Here is a 19,749-nt window from a genome sequence, read left to right as displayed (position 1 = left end):
AACGGTCAAGAATGAGGTGGTATGAGGAGCTCATTATAAGCTAAAGTATAGATAAGAATAAGATTTGGAGGTTTCAATCGGATGAAGGATAAAAATTACACACCGCTCGTATTGTCTTTGACAGTTGTGATTGTAGCACTTGTTGCCGTACTATTTTTCTTACCAGCTTATGATGGTGAGCTTGGATTTGATGTAACGATTTTACCTATGTTAAATGCGATTTTTAACAGCTTTACATTTCTAGCATTAATTGTTGCAATGACTGCAATTAAGAAGAAAAATATTAAGATGCATAGAACATTTATCGGGGTAGCATTCGTTTCGACGACGTTATTTTTAGTCTCGTATGTGTCATATCACTATTTGACGGAGTCAACATCTTATGGTGGCGAAGGGATATTACGACCGATCTACTTCTTCATCTTAATTACTCATATTTTATTAGCGATTGTTGTCGTGCCGTTAGCGTTGTTCTCGGTAGTATTTGGACTAACGAATAAAATTGAGAAGCATCGCAAAATTGCAAAATGGACAATGCCTATCTGGCTATATGTTAGTTTGACAGGTGTAATTGTGTATCTTATGATTTCACCTTATTATTAAGAATATAAGTAGTTCAAAAAGCAGACTTTGATAACGATGATTATGCTTACGTGGATTACTCGACGTCGAATATGAAGCGAACTTGGAAAGTATAGCATAAGCTTCCGATGTATGTTTCTTGCAGAAACATTGTAGGGCCGCGTGTACCAATAACGTACACTTGCGCTTCCGCCTTTCTCAAGTAGCGCTCCATCTTCTCGGCTTTCGAAAGCCTGCTTTTTGAACTTTCATTGGAATAAGTAGTTCATTATTATAGCTAATGGACTTGTGTTTATGATGCAAATTAGATATTCTTAAACAAATGTCTTATAATTTTTAGAGAAGAAGCTTAGCTTCGTACAAATCAGGAGGTTATTGAAATCATGGGAAATACATTAAAGTTTGATTATAGCAAAGCATTATCATTTGTAGGTCAGCATGAGGTAGATTATTTGACAGCTCAGGTACGTCTTGCACATGACCAGTTGCACAATGCTACTGGTGCAGGATCTGACTATCTAGGATGGATTGACCTACCCAATGAATACGATAAAGAAGAGTTTGCCCGCATTAAGCAAGCTGCTGCAAAAATTCAAAATGATTCTGAAGTATTGATCGTTATTGGAATCGGTGGCTCTTATCTAGGAGCTCGTGCAGCAATTGAAATGCTATCTAACTCTTTCTATAATATTCAATCCAAAGAGCAACGCAAAACACCTCAAGTATTATTTGCAGGTAACAATGTGAGCTCTACATACGTGACTCACCTACTACAATTGATTGAAGGTCGCGATTGGTCTATTAACGTTATTTCCAAATCAGGAACAACTACTGAGCCAGCTATCGCATTCCGTATTTTCCGTGCTGAGCTTGAGAAGAAATATGGTAAAGAAGAAGCCCGCAAACGTATTTATGCAACAACAGATAAAGAAAAAGGTGCATTGAAATCACTAGCTACTGCAGAAGGATATGAATCTTTCGTTATTGCTGATGATATCGGTGGTCGTTATTCTGTGCTAACTGCTGTAGGTCTATTGCCAATCGCAGTTGCTGGAATTGATATCGATGCAATGATGCAAGGTGCTGCTGCTGCTGTCACTGAGTATAGTAAGCCAGAACTAGCAGATAACGAAGCATATCAATATGCAGCTGTTCGTAACTCTCTATACCGTAAAGGTAAAGCAATTGAAATTCTTGTTAACTACGAGCCTAATCTTCACTTCGTGTCTGAATGGTGGAAACAACTATTCGGAGAGTCTGAAGGTAAAGATTTCAAAGGTATTTATCCAGCATCTGTTGACTTCACAACGGATCTACATTCTATGGGTCAATTTGTCCAAGAAGGTAGCCGTAATATTTTTGAAACGGTTATTCAAGTTGGCGAAGTTGCAGAACATATTACAATTGAGCATGATGAAAATGATCTTGATGGTTTGAACTTCCTTGCAGGTAAAACTATGGACTTCGTTAATAAAAAAGCGGCTCAAGGAACATTGCTTGCACATACTGACGGACAAGTTCCTAACCTAATTGTTAACATTAAAGATATGACACCTTACACATTCGGTTATATGGTGTACTTCTTCGAAAAAGCTTGTGCGATCAGTGGATACCTACTAGGTGTCAATCCATTTGACCAACCAGGTGTTGAAGCATACAAAACAAATATGTTCGCGCTACTGGGTAAGCCTGGCTTCGAAAAAGAAAAAGCTGAGCTAGAAGCCCGCCTATAAGATAATGGGAGTGTTTGAGATGCTGCAAAGATATCACACGGTTCGCGAAGCTGCGAACCAAGAGGTTGTCATCAAACGCTCACGTTTCATCGGCTATGCGCAACCTGTCTCTTCGGAAGAAGAGGCAGTTGCTTTTATTGAGGAGATAAAGCGATTACATCGCACAGCTACTCATAATTGCTCGGCGTATATGGTTGGTGAAAGAGATCAGTTCCAGAAGGCGTCAGATGACGGAGAACCAAGCGGCACTGCTGGTAAGCCGATATTAGAGGTCATAAAGAATAAGGGGCTCAAAAATGTAGCTGTCGTCGTTACGCGTTACTTCGGCGGTATTATGTTAGGTGCAGGCGGTTTGGTGAGAGCCTATACAGACGGTGCTGTAGCTGGTATTGAGGCTGCCCAAGAGATTGAGTATGTTCTTCATCGCGAAGTTTTTATTGAAGTAGACTATACATGGTATGGTAAGCTTGAAAATGAACTTCACAGTCGCAGTACTCGTATTGGTCAAGTTGAATTCACTGATAAAGTGACAGTATGTACACTTCCTGAAAGTGATCAAGCAGATGCGTTCATTGCTTGGGCGATTGATTTTACGCAGGGGAAATCTATCATTACTACAGGTGAAGATCACTATTTCATCGATGGAGAATAATGTACAACTCTGAAAGTTTTGAAATATGGTTCCATAATAAAAGCTCATGATGTGTATTTTCCTACATATCATGAGCTTTTTTTGTTATTCGTAAAAAATACATTGACTTCCATAATGTGGCGGTGCTACATTATTAATACCTAGTATTCAAGTGGGAATTGTTATTTATATAGTTAATGGGGGCTGTGCACATTGAATTCACTTTTTCGTAGCCGTACATGGAGCTACAGTTTTCGTAGTATCGTTATCATTTATTTTATTGGTTTAATTATTATTCCTATCATAAGCATTTATACACAATCGTTCTCATCTGGTCTAATAAACTTCTGGAATAATATTTCCGATCCACTCGCGTGGAAGGCTGTATTTCTAACATTAAAACTAGCTGGAATAGCAACGATTATAAATATACTGATTGGTACGATGATCGGTTGGGTACTCGTACGCTATGAGTTTCCCGGAAAAAGTATTATTAATAGCTTAATTGATCTACCATTTGCACTACCTACTGCAGTTGCTGGTTTTATTATATTGCTGCTTTTGGGTCCAAGTAGTGTCATGTTTGAATGGTTCGGCCTAAGTCTTGTCTTTCATGAACCTGCGATCATCGTCGCAATGGTATTTGTAACCTTCCCATTCGTCATCAGAGGCTTGCAACCACTATTGGAAGAACTAGATAAGTCGGAAGAGGAAGCGGCATATACATTAGGCTCCTCTAAAATCAGAACGTTTTTTCAAATTATTATGCCAACGATGCTGCCTGGTATTTTAAGTGGCGGGATGCTGGCATTTTCTAGGGGACTAGCGGAATTTGGTGCTGTAGTATTAATCGCTGGAAATATTCCAGGCAAAACCTTAGTAGCATCAGTGTACATTTTCGGTGAGATTGAAAGTAATAATCCACAAGGTGCAGCAGCAGTATCCGTCTTACTTTTGACGTTTTCCTTCATCATACTATGGTTTATTAGCAAGCTGAGTCGCGGAGGGAATACACTATGAGAAGACTATGGATAAGTTTAACTTATGTCGTTATAACCTTATTATTAGTTGTTCCTTTGTATAAGATTTTTACGGGCGCATGGGCGCAAGGGTTGGATGGATTTATAGCAGCGATAGCGAGGCCGCAATCATTACATGCTCTTAAGATGACAGCTACTATCGTTATTACTGTAACAGCTATTAATACTTTTTTTGGTGTAATGTTCTCCTTATATTTAGTAAGAGCAACCTGGCTTTCCAAAACTATGAAACGCATAAGTAATAGCATTGTCGATTTGCCCTTTGCGGTATCACCTGTTATTGGTGGTCTAATGATTGTATTACTATTAGGTCCGAATACAATTATGGGTACTTTTTTCAATAATATTGGTGTGCAAATTGTATATGCACTGCCAGGTATGATTTTAGCAACATTGTTCGTAACATTTCCGATTATGATTCGAGAAGTAATGCCGGTACTACAAGAAATCGGCGATCAGCAGGAGCAGGCGGCATCAACGCTTGGAGCGTACTCATGGTACACATTTTGGAAGGTAACTTGGCCTAATATTCGGTATGGCGTGATTTATGGTGTAGTGCTTACGGTAGCTAGATCACTTGGTGAATTTGGTGCGGTTCTAGTTGTATCAGGCAATATTATTAACAAGACACAGACTGCCACGACATTAGTGTATCAGGATGTTGAAAATTTCAATGTAGTAGCTGCTAATGCAATCGCACTTGTACTTGCTGTATTTTCAATTATGCTTTTGTTATTAATGGAATGGACGAAGAAAAAGTAAGGGAGTGTATTAGACGATGCATATACAAGTAAAAGATTTGAATAAATCATTTGGTGATTTTCAAGCGGTTAACAATGTTAGCTTTGAGATTGAAAAGGGGAAGCTAATCGGCTTTCTAGGGCCAAGTGGTGGTGGGAAAACATCGATTCTTCGCATGCTAGCTGGTCTTGAGTCGCCATCTTCAGGGGATATTTACTTCCATGGCAAACGAGTAAATGATCTCCCCCCTCAAGAGCGTGGGATTGGCTTTGTATTTCAAAACTACGCACTATTCAAACATATGACGGTATTTGATAATATTGCTTTTGGGCTGAAGGTGAAGAAGAAAGAGAAAGCTTATATAAAGGAAAGAGTTCAATATTTGGTAGAGCTAACGGGATTAAAAGGATTTGAGCATCGTTATCCTCATCAATTATCTGGCGGTCAGCGTCAACGAGTTGCTTTTGCAAGAGCATTAGCTCCTGAGCCGCAATTGCTATTGCTAGATGAACCGTTTGCTGCGATCGATGCGAAGATTCGGACTGAATTGCGTACGTGGCTGAAAGATATGATTTCTGAGCTAGGTATAACATCTATATTCGTCACTCATGACCAAGAAGAAGCGATTGAGGTTGCAGATGAGATTATGATCATCTCCAAAGGTCAGTTAGAACAGAAAGGCACACCGTGGGACATATACAAAAATCCGCAAACGCCATTCGTCGCTAGCTTTATCGGAGAATCTTCGGTTATTGAAAATATTCAATTTATCCGTGGCTTTGAAGATGTGGCTGTAGATGAAGGAATTAAGACACTTATTCGTCCAGAATATATTGAGGTAGGTAGACCTGGGGAAATTATACTTGCTTCAGCAACAATAGATGCATTGGTGAGACATCTTCATTTCCGCGGTAATGAATGGATGGTAGAGCTTGAAGTAGGCGATCAAAAGCTAATTACTTATCGTTCATTGGAAAAGGAAGTTTTGCAGCCAGGTGATCGTGTTAAAGTTCTTGTGCATCGTGCATATTTGTTTAACGATGAGAAGAGCTGGATCATGGAAAATCCATTGAAGGTTGATCCGCTTCCAGTCTATATCTAAGTAAGGTCAATATCGGCAGAGAAGGCGTGGTTTGGTCGTGAAAAACAGTGTTCAACGCTCTAATATAAAGTCATATAGCTTCTTATTCATTGGAATGATAGTCATGACAATATTATTAAATGGTTGCAGTAATACGCCTGTTGCAGGTGGAGTGAACACCGAGCAAGGTAAAGCTGACGAGGTTACTTTAGTTATTGGAGCTTATTCCGTAGCGAAAGATGCGCTAGAGGAGCTATTACCGTTATTTGGGCAGCAATGGCTAGCTGAAACGGGTCAAAAGGTAATCTATCAACAATCGTACGAGGCATCTGGTACGCAAGCTAGAGCTATTATCGGTGGCTTCGATGCAGATATTGCGATACTTGCGATGGAAGGTGATATCGATACGATTGAGGCGGCAGGACTTATTACGCATGATTGGCGCAATAATGATAGCAAAGGGATGGTATCTCGTTCAATTGTTGTGTTAGGCGCAAGAGCAGGTAATCCGCTTCATATTCAAGACTGGAACGATCTAACTAGGTCGGATGTCCGTGTAATGTATCCGAACCCGAAAACATCAGGTGGCGCGCAATGGGATATTAATGCGATCTTTGGAGCGGGCTTGAAGCGATCTGAGCAGGAGTTAGGATATGCGGATGAGCAATATGCCAAAAACTTTTTGAAGCAAGTACATGCAAACGTCGAGTCTCTAGATAAGAGCGGACGCGCTTCTATGGCAGCCTTTGAGTACGGTGTCGGAGATGTTATCGTTACCTATGAGAATGAGTTGCGTGCGCGGATAAGTAAAGGGATTCCATACGAAATTATTATTCCAGAGCATACATTATTAATTGAGAATCCGATAGCAATCGTAGACAAACATGTTAATGAACATCAAAATCGTGAAGTAGCGGAAGGCTTTTACAATTATATTTTGTCGGCAGAAGCACAGACGATTTTTGTGAAGCATGGCTTCAGAGCGGTGAATGAGCAAGTCGCCGCTGCTAGTGAAGATCAATTTGAGCAACCTACTGATCTATTTGATATTGATTATTTGGGTGGCTGGGATCATGTGCGTGAGTTGTTGTACTCTAAGCGTGGTATATGGTACCAAGTGCTTGCCGACCTTTAGAGGTGGGTTAAAAAGCGGAATTTGATAACGAAGTTTGACTGACGTAGCTTATTCGACATCGCATCTGAAGCGAACTTGGAAAGAATAGCATAAGCTTCCGATGTATGTTTCTTGCAGAAACATTGTAGGGCCGCGTGTTCGTAATCATGTACACTTGCGCTTCCGCCTTTCTCAAGTAACGCTTCACCTGCTCGGTTTGCGAAAACCCGCTTTTGAACCTTCATTGAAAGTTTCGAGCATTTGCCCGCTGGTGTTCTCGTACCGTACACGTTGCTGGGTTTTGATTTATCGCTCGTGATAACGATGAATGGCTTCGTAGCTTATTCGACGTCGCATTTAAAAAACTTGAATAGTACGGTGCTCATATACCAATAACGTACATTCCGTTCCCATGTAAGAATTTATCAACTTCTATCATCTGTGGCGCGACGTTTGTGCTACATATATGGCTAACTGGCAGGATAATCCAATAAACACATCGAATAAAAGACGGTTGTAAGATTTAAACTTGGGAGGATGAATTTACATGTTGGAATCCATAAAGGAAGACTATATTTTATCGAATAAGAAAAGTTGGGATGAAGTAGCTCCCCGATTTTTTGGAAGGACTGCACTTCCAGTTTACGGCCCATTCTTGCCCACAGAAAACGAATTAAACTTATTTGGTGATGTAGAGGATAAAATAGTCTTAGAAATTGGTTGCGGAAGTGGCCACTCTTTAAATTTCATGGCCTCACGTGGAGCCTCAGAGCTTTGGGGAATTGACTTATCCGATACTCAGATCGAGACTGCGTGGGATTTGCTTTCGGCTCATAAATCAAAATTGAATCTTTTCCAAGGACCAATGGAAAAGAACCCTGGTATTCCGAGTGATTATTTTGATATCGTTTATTCCATCTACGCCATTGGTTGGACCGTTGATTTGCCAATGACATTACAGCAAGTATTCAGCTACCTGAAACCTGGTGGGACCTTTATTTTTAGCTGGGAGCACCCGTTACATAATCGAATTAAACAGGAAGGCGAGCAGTTTGTAATTAAAAAATCTTATCATGAGGAAGGTCCTCAACAGTGTGAACCATGGGATTTGCCAGCTATGATGAATCAACTAAAACTCAGTACATATATAAATGAGCTAATTCAGTCTGGATTTCAAATTGAAAAAGTGATTGAAGATGTTGTCATCACAGAGGAAATAAAATCAGGAGATTCTGCAGTGTGGTATACACATCAAAAGGCATCATTAATACCTGCTGCATTTATTATAAAATGCACTAAAAAATAAGGGTGTTTTCATAAAGCTTAGATCCGTTTAGTACGTGGATCGTTCAACTAACGTGGAACAATAGGTTAATAATGAAAGGGCTGCCGAGTGGTAGCCCTTTGTTCAACTATCGGGCAGTTTAGCTTAACACTTATAAATTTAACATGGTATTGTATATACATTGAAAATATGGAGGTCTAACAAATAATATGAAAATAAGAATACTTTTATTTCTTGTTTTATCATCGCTATTATTTCTGTCAGGGTGTGCAAACAAAGAAGATCAAATAATTAAAAAGGAAAGCCCTAATGAGGTTATTTACTTTGGAAAGACTGAAGAATGGCTCGCCACCTATTCAATATTTAAAGTGAAAAATTCATTATTTGATTCTATTTATATTCAGAATATAGGAGAAGATAGAGAATCTAAAAAAGGACCGATTGAATATATATTAGTCGGGGATGAAGGTTTAAGGTCTGAAAGTTCGTACCCTCAAGATCTACAAGGAGTAAGAAGTTTTCAAACTTCATCTGAATATAATTCAGATATTTTTTCCATTAAGCCTAACAAAGATGGAGTTTTTACACTGACGATAAAATACAACGGGAAGACAGAAATAATAATACTTTCCAGATTAAACTAACGGGCAGGAGAGTCCAGTAAATCTGCCGAACTATTGATCAATAGATACCTTCTATAAGGTGAAAGGTGATTTTTTTGAAAACGTTTAATAAAAGAGAAAAACAGATTATGATTAATGGTTACCGATTTCACATCGTTATTAATGAAATACCTAGTAATGAATTTGTCAATTTTAAGGTGTATTCATCCAAAACCTCATATTATGAAGTGTTGTTTACAAGGAAAGCCAGTTGGCACTTCAACCCGCATAGACCAAAGAATTGCGAACGTTTAATTGAATATGCTATTGCAAATGGGTGGAGATATAGTCTAGAAAAGCAAACGTTGAAAATCGGACAAGGTGATTTTCTAATTGAACAATTAGGATTGGATGTATGATTTTCAGATTAAGCTAACGAAGAACGATAGTTGAATCAAGCACATTGTTGAGCAGGTGCTTCGGTATACTGCTCTTTTTATTAAACTAAAGGACAGGATAGTGCAACGTTTTCAATGAATGGAACGTCTAAAAAATAAACGTCGACGGAGGTATAAATGAGGGGATATATAAATTTCGCAATAATGATTGGGTTAGTTCTCATAATTTTTACTGGATGCAGTAAAGATGTTATAGGCGACGAAAAAACAGCGGAGCAATACGTTGAACAACACGGTTATAAAGTTACTTCTCGAAATGGCGAAGTTCAAAAGTACGTCCTAGATAAAAGTAAACTTTTCGGAAGCGCGGAATCTACGCAGTATCAACAGATATGGGGTGTTCAAAAGGAAGAGCCCGACAAGTATTTCGGGAAAGAAATAACCGTATACGGATTCATAGTGAAACAACATCCGCTAGAAAAAATATATAACACTGAAACCATCGTCTCTGTCATAGTTTGCGAAGGTAAGGTAATTGGCGGAACCTCATTCCCAGTTCAAGGAGAAGAGATATTATACGGAGCGCCTTATTCACTGGACGGTAAAACATTAGAGGAAGCAACGGGATTGTCGTATCAAGAGTGGTCTGAAACCTGGGAAAAGAAATACGGTAGTTGACTAAACTAACGGAGAACGTTAGTTCAATCAAACAAGGAGTAGTGTGCCACAGCAGCTACTCCTTGTTTTCGTTAAGCTAAAGGGCAGTTTAATGCGATATAATTTTGTCAGGGGTGACTGTGTTGAAGAGGGATAAACAGAAATTGATATCGGTTATATATAACGATACTTCAAGAGATGACGAAATTGACGATGCCGTTATGGATTTATCCAAATTTGATGACGACGATGTGATAAAAATTCTTATGAAAGTAGCAAATGACTCTTCATTCGATGACATGATAAGAGCCAGTGCAGGTGAATCTTTAGCGGATATTTGGATAAGACGAAGTATCGTCGATTATATACAGTTAGGAAGCCTGACAGAGATTGCTTTGAATGAAGCATTGGCACTAATTAAATCCAAACGAACTGATTGGTATACGATTTTTTCTGAATTATTCCCGATGAAAACAACTTAAATTAAAAATCGAGATTGCGCTAACGGGGAACGTTTGTTGAAGTGACGGGCAGGATAAATTAGTGTTCTTATAGAATTTACTACGAAGATCGATTCCAAAAACAGCAATAGGAGTGTTGGGTTTTGAAAACTTTAAACTCGCAATGGAAATCGCCAAGATTGATCATAGAGGATTTAATGTATGAAGAAATTGATGTAGTCCAAGAACTTTATGAAACCAGTTTGCATTCAATCGCTTGGGAAGGGCGTGACCCTGAAACAGATTTTATTAATCATTGCTATTCTAATGGGGACTTGCCACCAGGAGGCAAAAAAGAAAATTATAGAATACAAACCGTTAAAGCGAATAGTGGGCAAGAATTGATTGGGGTATTAGGGACATACCATGGATATCCAAGTGATAACGTTATATATATTTCCTCTATTTGTATTGGAGACCAATTTAAGAAACAAGGATATGGACAAGAGATCATTAATCAATTGATAATAGAAGTAAGGGAATTTGAACAAATTCGAATAAATGTGGCTTTAAAGAATTGGTCTGCCTTGAGATTCTGGATTAGGATGGGTTTCGAAAACATTAATGGAATATACGGGGATAAAGAGTATTCAGAAAACAGTTATGCGCAAATTGAATTATCTAGATTTTTATAGGTATATCTTATCCATTTTTAAACACAGCTTAAGAGCAATAAGTTAAGAATAAACGAGTAACGATAGCACAGCGGTGGATCCGATCCATCGCTTGTTTGCATTACTGGAAATCCGCTTAACTATACCAGCTAATAGCATGTCAAGATTACCAGTAAAATTACCCTGAATCTTGTGTTATAGTTAAAAAACATAAACCAAATAACCCTCCAATTCGCAGAAATTTTTGGAAGGTAAAACCAATAATAATTGTTAAGTCAGACGGAATGCCTTTTTACTTTTTAAGATGGCATGGAGCCAATGAACTAGCTTATTTGCACATGCGACTAATGCTACTTTATGCGGCTTACCCTCGGTTCTTTTACGTTCGTAAAATTCTTTGATTCGAGTGTTACGAGAACGAATAAGTCCACACTGAACAGCCATGACCAGCGCGTAACGCAGCTGCCTGGAACCACGTTTCGTGATTCGGTTTCGAGTTGCTGTAAACTTACCGGATGCAAAGACACTCGGGTCAATGCCTGCAAAGGCGACTAGCTTTTTAGGATGATCAAATCGGTCGATTTCTCCAATTTCAGATAAAATTGTTGCTGCAATTTTATGCCCAATACCGGGAATCGACTGAATTAATTCATACTCTTCAATTTCTTCAGCCAGAGCAGCTATGTTCTGTTCCAATCCAGTAAGATGCTCTTGGTACTGGAGAATGAGGGTAATAAGGACTTTCAAATTGATTAAGTGGCTTGCATACATGGTTTGCTGAAATGGGTTTTGTTTCGCCGCATCCAGCAGTCGTTGTATCCGTTGGTTAATCCAGTCCTCTGAGCGCCCCCGTTTCGAAGAAAGCAGTTCTTTCATCTTAGTTTTTAGTGTGTTTTCATCCGTCTGCAACACGGAATATGAGGTTGGAAATTCACTTAAAAACCGTAGTGAAATACCGGAATACATAGCTCCAAAGACACCTTTGTAAGCAGGGAAAACCTGATCTAAAACAGCTTGGAATTGTAGTTTAGTCTGTACACACATCTTTGAAAGAGACTCGTATTGTCTTGTAAGATAGCGCAGATTGAGAAGTTGCACTCCTCTTTTCTTAAAAGGTTCAAACGCTTCCTTGTAGTACAACTCTCCCTGTAAGTTTAGATTCACCGGCATCCCCTATTGGTTCTTCTTGTCGCTCCATAGCATCGCTTGTTATACGGGATCTTATGTCCCAACCAGCCTCAATCATGGTCATGACAAGTAGGGGTGAACATTATAGCTCTCGGGATCAAGTCCCACGGGAATGTACGTTCGACCAGGCTACCTTAATCCTCTATGCAAATGAAAAAAGGATCAACCAGAAAGAACTGGTTGATCTCATAATACGAACGGGCAGGATAGCGTAATTAAGATTCAGAGCGGAGAATCATCTGATTCTGTTCGAGCAGTGACCATAACTGTTCAGTTATCTCTTCTACAGAACAGGGCATTGGTTGGGTTAACCACCATTCAATCACTCCGACAATCGCCGAACTCAAAAATTGTACTAATATATCTTTACTCAACTCATTTAGGCTTAAATTGCGCTCAACGATTTGTTCCATTACTTGATTACTCATCATTTTTTGTAAGTGGTTTCTGAAGGAAGGAATACCTTTGTTGCTTAATAAATTCCTATAAAAGAGAGCATTCTTCTCCATTTGTCCAAGCGTACGGAGCAATGAAGACTTAGATGGATAAGGTTCTGTTTCATCCACTGAGGAACAACTCTCGATCAGATGGTACAGTTGAGCCTCTAGGCACTTATCCAATAGATCGTATTTGTCAGAGTAATGCGAATAAATGGTTCCTCGATTTACATCAGCACGCTCTGCGATTTCATTAATCGTTATTTTGTCAAAATCTTTTTCTCCGATCAAATGAATTAATGCATTCATAATGGCAACTTGGTTTTTTTTTATTCTTCTATCCATTGAGATTCCCCTTTATTAAACAATATATTTGATTCTGTTGAAAAACCAACAAAACCGATAGATCTAGCAATGGATACTTGTTAGAGATGCTGGTAATCTTACTTTATTGAACAAATGGTCAAAATACAACAATCGTTAAAAAATAGAGGGGATATCACAATGAGGATATTAGTTTTTGGTGCCGGAGTTCAAGGAAGTTATCTTGCCCATGCTCTAGTGCGCGGGGGTAATGATGTCACAGTACTTGCCAGAGGGAAGCGAGCTGAACAATTGAAGAAAGACGGACTTGTCATTCGCCATTATTTTCACCTTAAAAACACTGTCGATGAAGTGAAAGTCATCCATGAGCTTCAATCTGATGATCTCTATGATCTCATTTTCGTTGTAATGAAATACAATGATTTCCCATCCGTGCTGCCTATTCTAGCTGAGAATCAGAGTCAGAATATTGTTCTTGTCGGTAATAATGCCGATGCCCATGGGATGCAAAATATTCTTCAGGAAAAGAGCGCCATAACAAAAAATGTAATCTTCGGATTTCAGCTTAGCGGAGGACTCCGAGAAGAGAGCGGTCGCATTATTTGCCTACGGGGAGGTGGACAACTGCTACTAGGCAGTCTTGACGGCGAGATCACAATAAAGGCTTTACTAGAAAATGCGTTTAAACATGTTAAGTTTAAATTAGCTTATCATGATGATATGGATGCTTGGCTCAAAAGTCATATCGTCTCAATAGTAGCTTTAAATTCTGTTGGTTATCTTTACGATGGTGATTTAAAAAAAGTATCTAAGGACAAGAAGCTATTAAAGCAAGCTATATCAGTAATGGACGAGGGGTTTCAAATATTAGAAAAATTAGGTTATACTATCACTCCTGCAAATCAAGTTAACTTTATTCGAAAACACAGACAGAGTGTATACTATGGTCTAAAAATAATGCATAAATTGCCGTTTATGAAATTGATGAATGGATCTTACGGCGAAATTGCAGCTTTGTTTGATTCGTTCGATAAGTTGAAACAACAATTAAACATTGCGACACCTCATTGGGACGAACTTGAGAAACAAGCGATTTCCAAGTTTATTTCAAATAATCATTAACTAACGGGACACGATAGATGAATAATACACAAGGAAAAGCAGGCATAGTGGTGGCCTGCTCATTTTATTAAGCTAACAGGCAGTTATCCATAATCAGAGTGATGGTTATGATACAATTGTTGATGAGAATTAAAAGGAAAATACAAATCTCTTAGGTGGTGTGGATAATGTATCCTATAAAATTAACTCTAACAATGATAGTCGTTGCTACCCTTGTTATTGGATGTATGTCACAACCAGTCAGACCAGATGATAAAGTTATAGAGACCTTTATCATTGAAAATAACATTAACGTTATTGAGTTGGTAAAGTACAAGGAGTACACAGCAATTGCATATAAGAACGATACAGAGGTAGGTTTCTACTTGGATCAATCAGGTAGTGGAACGTTTTCGAAACATTGGGAGAATGTAGTGGGAACAAAAATTCCACAGCGATTCATTGGTGGGTTTTCTGACAAATACTTAGTTGAATATATCATCGATGAAAGTATTTTAAATCAAATAAACACGTATACAACCAGAGCAGGTACCTTTACAAAAGAACCAAATCAGAAGTGCTTTATATTCCCTACAGGAACTGGCGGTATTCAGTATTTTGACAAAAACAATAAATCGATTGAGTTTTAGGAGTTAAAATTGGTTGAACTCCCTCGGTACGATGTAGTTTTCTCACGAATGCTCGCTTATTCGCAGGATTTCACCTGAAGATAAATCATAACTCGGATTAAATGGAACGGGTGCCGTCAAAATTGGTAACCGATGGGCATGCGGGAACAGAAGGGGCGAGTTTTCGCTCCTTTTTTTGTTGATCTACTGCACGCTGCTCCACGCACCTCCGGAGGCTTTCACTCCCATTTCTCGACGGGTCTATGCCCTTTTGTTCAATGCAATCCGGTACTCCGTGCAATCTTAAAATCCTGCGAATAAGCCAATTTTTGTGCTGATTGTGTAGCGATTAAGACCTGTATTATAGGAAGAGCTCGATCCGGTTCGTAAGCTTCACCACTACGAGCTAGGGCAACCAGAATGCGGGCCAGTTTACCGCAAAGCTTCATCACTGAACGCATGGGCTTCATACTTTTTGTCTTTACATTTACTTCGTGTTGTCGTTTAAATGTTTCATCGTTCATAATGAGAGCCATAGTTGCCATGAACAGGGCATGCCGAAGCCTTGGTCGGCCACGTTTGCTAATGGACATCTGACCTTTCCACTTGCCTGAGCTTGCTTCAGCTAGATTGAGACCGGCATGACGCAACAACGCATTGCCATGTGCATAGCCGCTGAGATCGCCAGCTTCACCTAGAATGCCGGCAACAGACAAGGTGCTCATCCCCTTCATTGCGAGAAGAGGCTTAGCTAGTGGGATATGGGCTAGGACAGTCGCCACTGCTTCCTCAATGACCTGTAGCTGCTCCATAGCCAGATCATATTCTGCCAGAAGCTGTTGTATATGAAGTTTATAGGCTTTTTGGGCATGCTTTGCACCGACCGAGCGAGCTGCCAATGCTAGTAACTCACTAGCTCTGCGTTCACCGCTATGCCGTTTCATGACTGTTTTCCAGCCTTCGATTACCTGGTGAACAGTGAGTTTATTAAGATCAGCAGGCGTTGGAAAGAGACGCAATGTAGCGAGTGAGCCAGATCCAATGAGGAGCTTGTATACCTGCCTTAGCTCCGGAAATACAATATCGACCCAGCGATGAATCTGATTCTTAACGCTGACAAGCCGATGGACGATTGTCTCCCGGTTGGCCATAAGTACTCGTAGTTCTATGAACACTTTGCTAGTTTCTTTAATGACAGTGTAGTAGCCGTTTTTCACCATGTCGGCGATAACCAAGGCATCCTTGATGTCACTTTTAGAGGGAGTATTGTCTCGGTTTTCCTTATTCTTTTTGACGAGATGGGGGTTTACTAGCACTGTCTCGTAGTTTCGGTCCTTGAGCCAGGCAGCGAGGCTGAGCCAGTAGTGGCCAGTTGGTTCCATACCGATGATGGTGTCGTTTAGATGATTGGCTTTTTGGATATCTTTCATCCACCGGAGCAATTGGCCAAAGCCGGCTTCGTCGTTAGAGAAGTGAAGCGGAGTACCGAGTGAGATGCCACGGAAATTGACAGCACGAGCAACATGAGATTGCTGAGCGATGTCGATTCCGACGACAAGGTGCTGGATAGAAATGCGTTCAAGTAGTTGATTTTGTTTGGCTTGGGCTTTAAAATTCAAGATAGAGCGACCTCCTTAAGATAGCTAAAGGGCTATGACCCGTGACTACCCTATCGTAACGGAGTCGCTCGTTTTATTGCAAAGTGCAAAATTAATGCTCTACAGGAATCCTAACGTGGAACGTTTGTTGAAGTAACGGGCAGGATAAATTAGTGTTCTTATAGAATTTACTACGAAGATCGATTCCAAAAACAGCAATAGGAGTGTTGGGTTTTGAAAACTTTAAACTCGCAATGGAAATCGCCAAGATTGATCATAGAGGATTTAATGTATGAAGAAATTGATGTAGTCCAAGAACTTTATGAAACCAATTTGCATTCAATCGCTTGGGAAGGGCGTGACCCTGAAACAGATTTTATTAATCATTGCTATTCTAATGGGGACTTGCCACCAGAAGGCAAAAAAGAAAATTATAGAATACAAACAGTTAAAGCGAATAGTGGGCAAGAATTGATTGGGGTATTAGGGACATACCATGGATATCCAAGTGATAACGTTATATATATTTCCTCTATTTGTATTGGAGACCAATTTAAGAAACAAGGATATGGACAAGAGATCATTAATCAATTGATAATAGAAGTAAGGGAATTTGAACAAATTCGAATAAATGTGGCTTTAAAGAATTGGTCTGCCTTGAGATTTTGGATTAGGATGGGATTCGAAAACATTAATGGAATATACGGGGATAAAGAGTGTTCAGAAAACAGTTATGCGCAAATTGAATTATCTAGATTTTTATAGGTATATCTTATCCATTTTTAAACACAGCTTAAGAGCAATAAGTTAAGAACAAACGAGTAACGATAGCACAGCGGTGGATCCGATCCATCGCTTGTTTGCATTACTGGAAATCCGCTTAACTAACGGACAGGATAGCTTAATTACTTAGCGAATACTTTATGGATGTGAAATTTTTCAAGTCTCACAAATAAGACGTGAGCAGTAATTTATTCTTCAAATACATTATAGATAAGGAGTGATAAAACCTTCATGAAAAAAACAATAACTAAAGTGAGTTTCGCTCTACTCATTTTAACAATCGTATCAATTGCGCTATATCTAGGAATAATTAAATCCCCAATAGAAAATAAAGAATTAGGAAATAAGGTTGTAGAACATCTTCTAAACAGGGGGATATCTCAAGACAAATACTCGATAGAAGTAAATTATCACTGGAAAAGTAAATTGTTTGGTTACAATCCATATGTAATAAAAGTGGTGTTTAAAGATGAACCCGATGTGATTTACTACTATACATATTATTATAAATCGACCATTAAAGAAGTATTGCAAAGTGGTATTGCTCCGTTAACTGATAGGAAAGATAAAAATTTCAAACATATGGAAGAGTAATTATTCGGATGTCTCAAAAAGGGCATTATCATCTTCTAACACCATAATCATGCATCGGGACAGTCGTCCCTTGATTCGCCCGAGGCATTTCGGGAAAGTTGAGTCAGGTGGACACGTCTGCGATGATCCGTTAATTGCCGTTACATTAAGCTAACGGAGAACAATAGTTCAATAAAACAAGGAGCATGCGCAATAAATATATCTAGATGGGCTTTTGTTCTATTTAGGTAAATAACGCAAAAGCAACTCCAATTTCGACGATGAACTAACGTTTGAAAGTGGAGTTTTTTTAGGGGGTGACTTATATGGATGTTATTCGTACATAGAGTAGATTTCAAACGGAGATACAAGGTGAAAAAGGTTGCAAAAATATTTTTGGAATGAGGATTGTAAATGAAAAATCATTATTTTGAAAAAGCAAATAAGAACTTGTTTGCTGTATATCAAACCTTATATTCACAAGCAGATATCGAGATGTGGTACGACTGGAATGCTCGGCTAAATGATACAAAATGGTCTGAAGATTGTTATTTTTTGTATTGTGATGGAGAAAAAGTGGGTGGTGCGATTATTGCTCCTAATGTAATCATGTTTCCTTTTCTAATTGCACCTTTTTGTGATAGAAGATTATTTTGGAAGTTGTTATTGCTGCAAGGAGAAGCAATGAGCTCAGAAGGGGAAATCCAATTAAAAGGTATACTTACAGAAAATATTGATATATTAATGAGCTTCGGTGCAGAAATTTGGCGACCGAGACAAATTATGTGCCGACCGACCGACAAATTAAGTTACTCACTTGATGATTGCTATTTTCTCGAAACGCCAAAAGAAAGCGATATACCAGAAATGGCCAGAGCCCTCAGGAATTCATTTCTTGGTGGAATAGTTTATGAAGTCTTTGGGGAAGAAAGTATTGAAGAAATTAATGAAACAATTAGAAATTGTTTCGAATGGTACACAGCAACTAATACACTTAATCAAGTAGTGGTATCAAAGGAAAAAAGCACAGGCAGAATTATAGGCGGCTGTATTGCAGGTGTACATCCGGAGATAGTTAACAATTTTTCAGGTATAAATGATGTTTTTGTACTGCCGGAATACCGCGGAAAAGGACTTGCGCAAGCTATGATAAAATACTCTATGACAGCGGCATATTCGATTACGCCGGTTATAAAACTACATATGTTAATTGGAAATCCAGCAGAACACTTATACCAAAGGCTTGGGTTTGTTGCAGGACCAAGATTTACAGATATGAAGTATATGAAAAGTGAATCGTACACATAGCAATCTAATACGGGACCTGATAGCTCTTTTGTACTGATAGAAACGGTCGTGTACAATGACGCTAAGATTATAGTTAAATAACTTGATGAGAGATCGGATGATTATGCAAACGGGTAACGATAGTTGAATCAAACAAGGAGCAGTTTGCCACGGCAGCTGCTCTTTGTTTTCGTTAAGCAAACAGGCAGTATATAGTAATAGAATAACGTTACTTAATAGCTAAAAAATGGTATTATTAGTTCTTATTCAACATTCAATGGGAACACGGCAAATAAAAATAATATTATGATATTCGATAAACAAAGCGGTGAATATTGGAGAAAGTTTATCCCCGATAGTGAAGGTCCGACAGATTGGGTGAAAGAGCCCTCGCCCGTTTCAAATGTTAAATAAGAAAGAATATACAGATTAAGCTAACGGAGAACGATAGCTCAATCGAAAAGTAGCCAGTACGACATGGTAAAATAAAACTGGATTTTAATCGATACGAAATTGACAACCATTTAGGTGAAGGACTCGCTACCTGTCACATATCGCATCATTTCGAGATCCCGTCCGTGAACGCCGATAAGATTGCAATGGAAATCACGCTCACATCGTTCACGATTCGGCGGATTTCATTAACAGATAATCGAGTCGCGTTTATAACTACCGCGACACATGCCTTAGCGCTTATTGATTATCAAACGCATCTCATGAGTATATACGGTAAAAATAGGGGACTTATGCCACTAGGAGCTATGAGGATACAGTTTGATTCAGTAGAGGTCTATTAAGGCTTAACAGAGCTTTTATTATCAAAAAATTAACGAATAAAACTAAGCTAGCAA

Annotated in this window: 19 protein-coding genes and 2 pseudogenes; 18 read left to right on the top strand and 3 right to left on the bottom strand. The window is 38.9% G+C overall.

Annotated elements, in window-relative coordinates; all coding sequences use genetic code 11:
• Positions 1-81 precede the first annotated feature (81 nt).
• The 13 genes from AC1TO5_RS04975 (at position 82) to AC1TO5_RS04915 (ending at position 10,999) form a co-directional block, all read left to right on the top strand.
• Positions 82-603: a DUF420 domain-containing protein gene (locus AC1TO5_RS04975; RefSeq protein WP_482061660.1), complete on the top strand. Its 522-nt coding sequence runs from the start codon at positions 82-84 to the stop codon at positions 601-603.
• A gap of 362 nt (positions 604-965) precedes the next feature.
• Positions 966-2,315: a glucose-6-phosphate isomerase gene (locus AC1TO5_RS04970; RefSeq protein ID WP_482061659.1), complete on the top strand. Its 1,350-nt coding sequence runs from the start codon at positions 966-968 to the stop codon at positions 2,313-2,315.
• Positions 2,316-2,334: 19 nt separating this feature from the next.
• Positions 2,335-2,967 carry a YigZ family protein gene (locus AC1TO5_RS04965; protein ID WP_482061658.1) on the top strand — a complete coding sequence of 211 codons (633 nt, stop codon included), beginning with the start codon at positions 2,335-2,337 and terminating at the stop codon, positions 2,965-2,967.
• 192 nt (positions 2,968-3,159) lie between these two features.
• Complete coding sequence (gene cysT, locus AC1TO5_RS04960; protein ID WP_482061657.1) at positions 3,160-3,966, top strand: sulfate ABC transporter permease subunit CysT; 807 nt, start codon at positions 3,160-3,162, stop codon at positions 3,964-3,966.
• The gene (locus AC1TO5_RS04955) at positions 3,963-4,748 is read left to right on the top strand and encodes a sulfate ABC transporter permease subunit (protein ID WP_482061656.1); all 786 of its coding nucleotides are present in this window, start codon (positions 3,963-3,965) and stop codon (positions 4,746-4,748) included. Before cysT ends, AC1TO5_RS04955 begins: the two co-directional genes overlap by 4 nt.
• A 16-nt stretch (positions 4,749-4,764) precedes the next feature.
• The gene (locus AC1TO5_RS04950) at positions 4,765-5,829 is read left to right on the top strand and encodes a sulfate/molybdate ABC transporter ATP-binding protein (protein WP_482061655.1); all 1,065 of its coding nucleotides are present in this window, start codon (positions 4,765-4,767) and stop codon (positions 5,827-5,829) included.
• Between the two features lie 103 nt (positions 5,830-5,932).
• Positions 5,933-6,943: a sulfate ABC transporter substrate-binding protein gene (locus tag AC1TO5_RS04945; protein WP_482061654.1), complete on the top strand. Its 1,011-nt coding sequence runs from the start codon at positions 5,933-5,935 to the stop codon at positions 6,941-6,943.
• Between the two features lie 526 nt (positions 6,944-7,469).
• Entirely contained in the window at positions 7,470-8,228 is a 759-nt protein-coding gene (locus AC1TO5_RS04940) for a class I SAM-dependent methyltransferase (RefSeq protein ID WP_482061653.1), read from the top strand.
• A 188-nt stretch (positions 8,229-8,416) separates the two neighbouring features.
• Positions 8,417-8,851 carry a hypothetical protein gene (locus AC1TO5_RS04935; protein WP_482061652.1) on the top strand — a complete coding sequence of 145 codons (435 nt, stop codon included), beginning with the start codon at positions 8,417-8,419 and terminating at the stop codon, positions 8,849-8,851.
• A 74-nt stretch (positions 8,852-8,925) separates the two neighbouring features.
• Positions 8,926-9,228, top strand: a complete 303-nt coding sequence (locus AC1TO5_RS04930) for a hypothetical protein (RefSeq protein ID WP_482061651.1) — start codon at positions 8,926-8,928, stop codon at positions 9,226-9,228.
• 156 nt (positions 9,229-9,384) lie between these two features.
• Positions 9,385-9,885, top strand: a complete 501-nt coding sequence (locus AC1TO5_RS04925; protein WP_482061650.1) for a hypothetical protein — start codon at positions 9,385-9,387, stop codon at positions 9,883-9,885.
• Positions 9,886-10,007: 122 nt separating this feature from the next.
• Positions 10,008-10,346, top strand: a complete 339-nt coding sequence (locus tag AC1TO5_RS04920; protein WP_482061649.1) for a hypothetical protein — start codon at positions 10,008-10,010, stop codon at positions 10,344-10,346.
• A gap of 122 nt (positions 10,347-10,468) precedes the next feature.
• Entirely contained in the window at positions 10,469-10,999 is a 531-nt protein-coding gene (locus AC1TO5_RS04915) for a GNAT family N-acetyltransferase (RefSeq protein WP_482061648.1), read from the top strand.
• Between the two features lie 249 nt (positions 11,000-11,248).
• Here AC1TO5_RS04915 and AC1TO5_RS04910 read toward each other — a convergent pair.
• Positions 11,249-12,121, bottom strand: a pseudogene (locus AC1TO5_RS04910) (IS110 family RNA-guided transposase); the annotation flags it as partial.
• A gap of 260 nt (positions 12,122-12,381) precedes the next feature.
• Positions 12,382-12,948 (bottom strand): TetR/AcrR family transcriptional regulator, encoded by a 567-nt coding sequence (locus AC1TO5_RS04905; protein WP_482061647.1) that lies wholly within the window; start codon positions 12,946-12,948, stop codon positions 12,382-12,384.
• A 159-nt stretch (positions 12,949-13,107) separates the two neighbouring features.
• On the opposite strand from AC1TO5_RS04905, the gene AC1TO5_RS04900 reads away from it, so the two are divergent.
• Positions 13,108-14,049: a ketopantoate reductase family protein gene (locus AC1TO5_RS04900; protein WP_482061646.1), complete on the top strand. Its 942-nt coding sequence runs from the start codon at positions 13,108-13,110 to the stop codon at positions 14,047-14,049.
• A gap of 167 nt (positions 14,050-14,216) precedes the next feature.
• Positions 14,217-14,678 carry a hypothetical protein gene (locus AC1TO5_RS04895; RefSeq protein WP_482061645.1) on the top strand — a complete coding sequence of 154 codons (462 nt, stop codon included), beginning with the start codon at positions 14,217-14,219 and terminating at the stop codon, positions 14,676-14,678.
• A 344-nt stretch (positions 14,679-15,022) separates the two neighbouring features.
• Here the strand turns inward: AC1TO5_RS04895 and AC1TO5_RS04890 are convergent.
• Positions 15,023-16,276 (bottom strand): annotated as a pseudogene (locus AC1TO5_RS04890) (IS110 family RNA-guided transposase); the annotation flags it as partial.
• Positions 16,277-16,489: 213 nt separating this feature from the next.
• Between AC1TO5_RS04890 and AC1TO5_RS04885 the strand changes: the two are divergent.
• The 3 genes from AC1TO5_RS04885 to AC1TO5_RS04875 all read left to right on the top strand — a co-directional run bounded on the left by AC1TO5_RS04885 (position 16,490) and on the right by AC1TO5_RS04875 (position 18,919).
• A complete protein-coding gene (locus AC1TO5_RS04885) occupies positions 16,490-17,020 on the top strand; it encodes a GNAT family N-acetyltransferase (RefSeq protein ID WP_482061644.1) in 531 nt (176 codons plus the stop codon).
• Positions 17,021-17,269: 249 nt separating this feature from the next.
• Positions 17,270-17,632: a DUF3139 domain-containing protein gene (locus tag AC1TO5_RS04880; protein WP_482061643.1), complete on the top strand. Its 363-nt coding sequence runs from the start codon at positions 17,270-17,272 to the stop codon at positions 17,630-17,632.
• A gap of 393 nt (positions 17,633-18,025) precedes the next feature.
• Positions 18,026-18,919: a GNAT family N-acetyltransferase gene (locus tag AC1TO5_RS04875; RefSeq protein ID WP_482061642.1), complete on the top strand. Its 894-nt coding sequence runs from the start codon at positions 18,026-18,028 to the stop codon at positions 18,917-18,919.
• The last annotated feature ends 830 nt before the right edge of the window (positions 18,920-19,749 follow it).

This window comes from Paenibacillus sp. Y930 (assembly GCF_056786375.1).
Note: the sequence above shows the minus strand (reverse complement) of the source record. Positions and strands in the feature narration are given on the sequence as shown.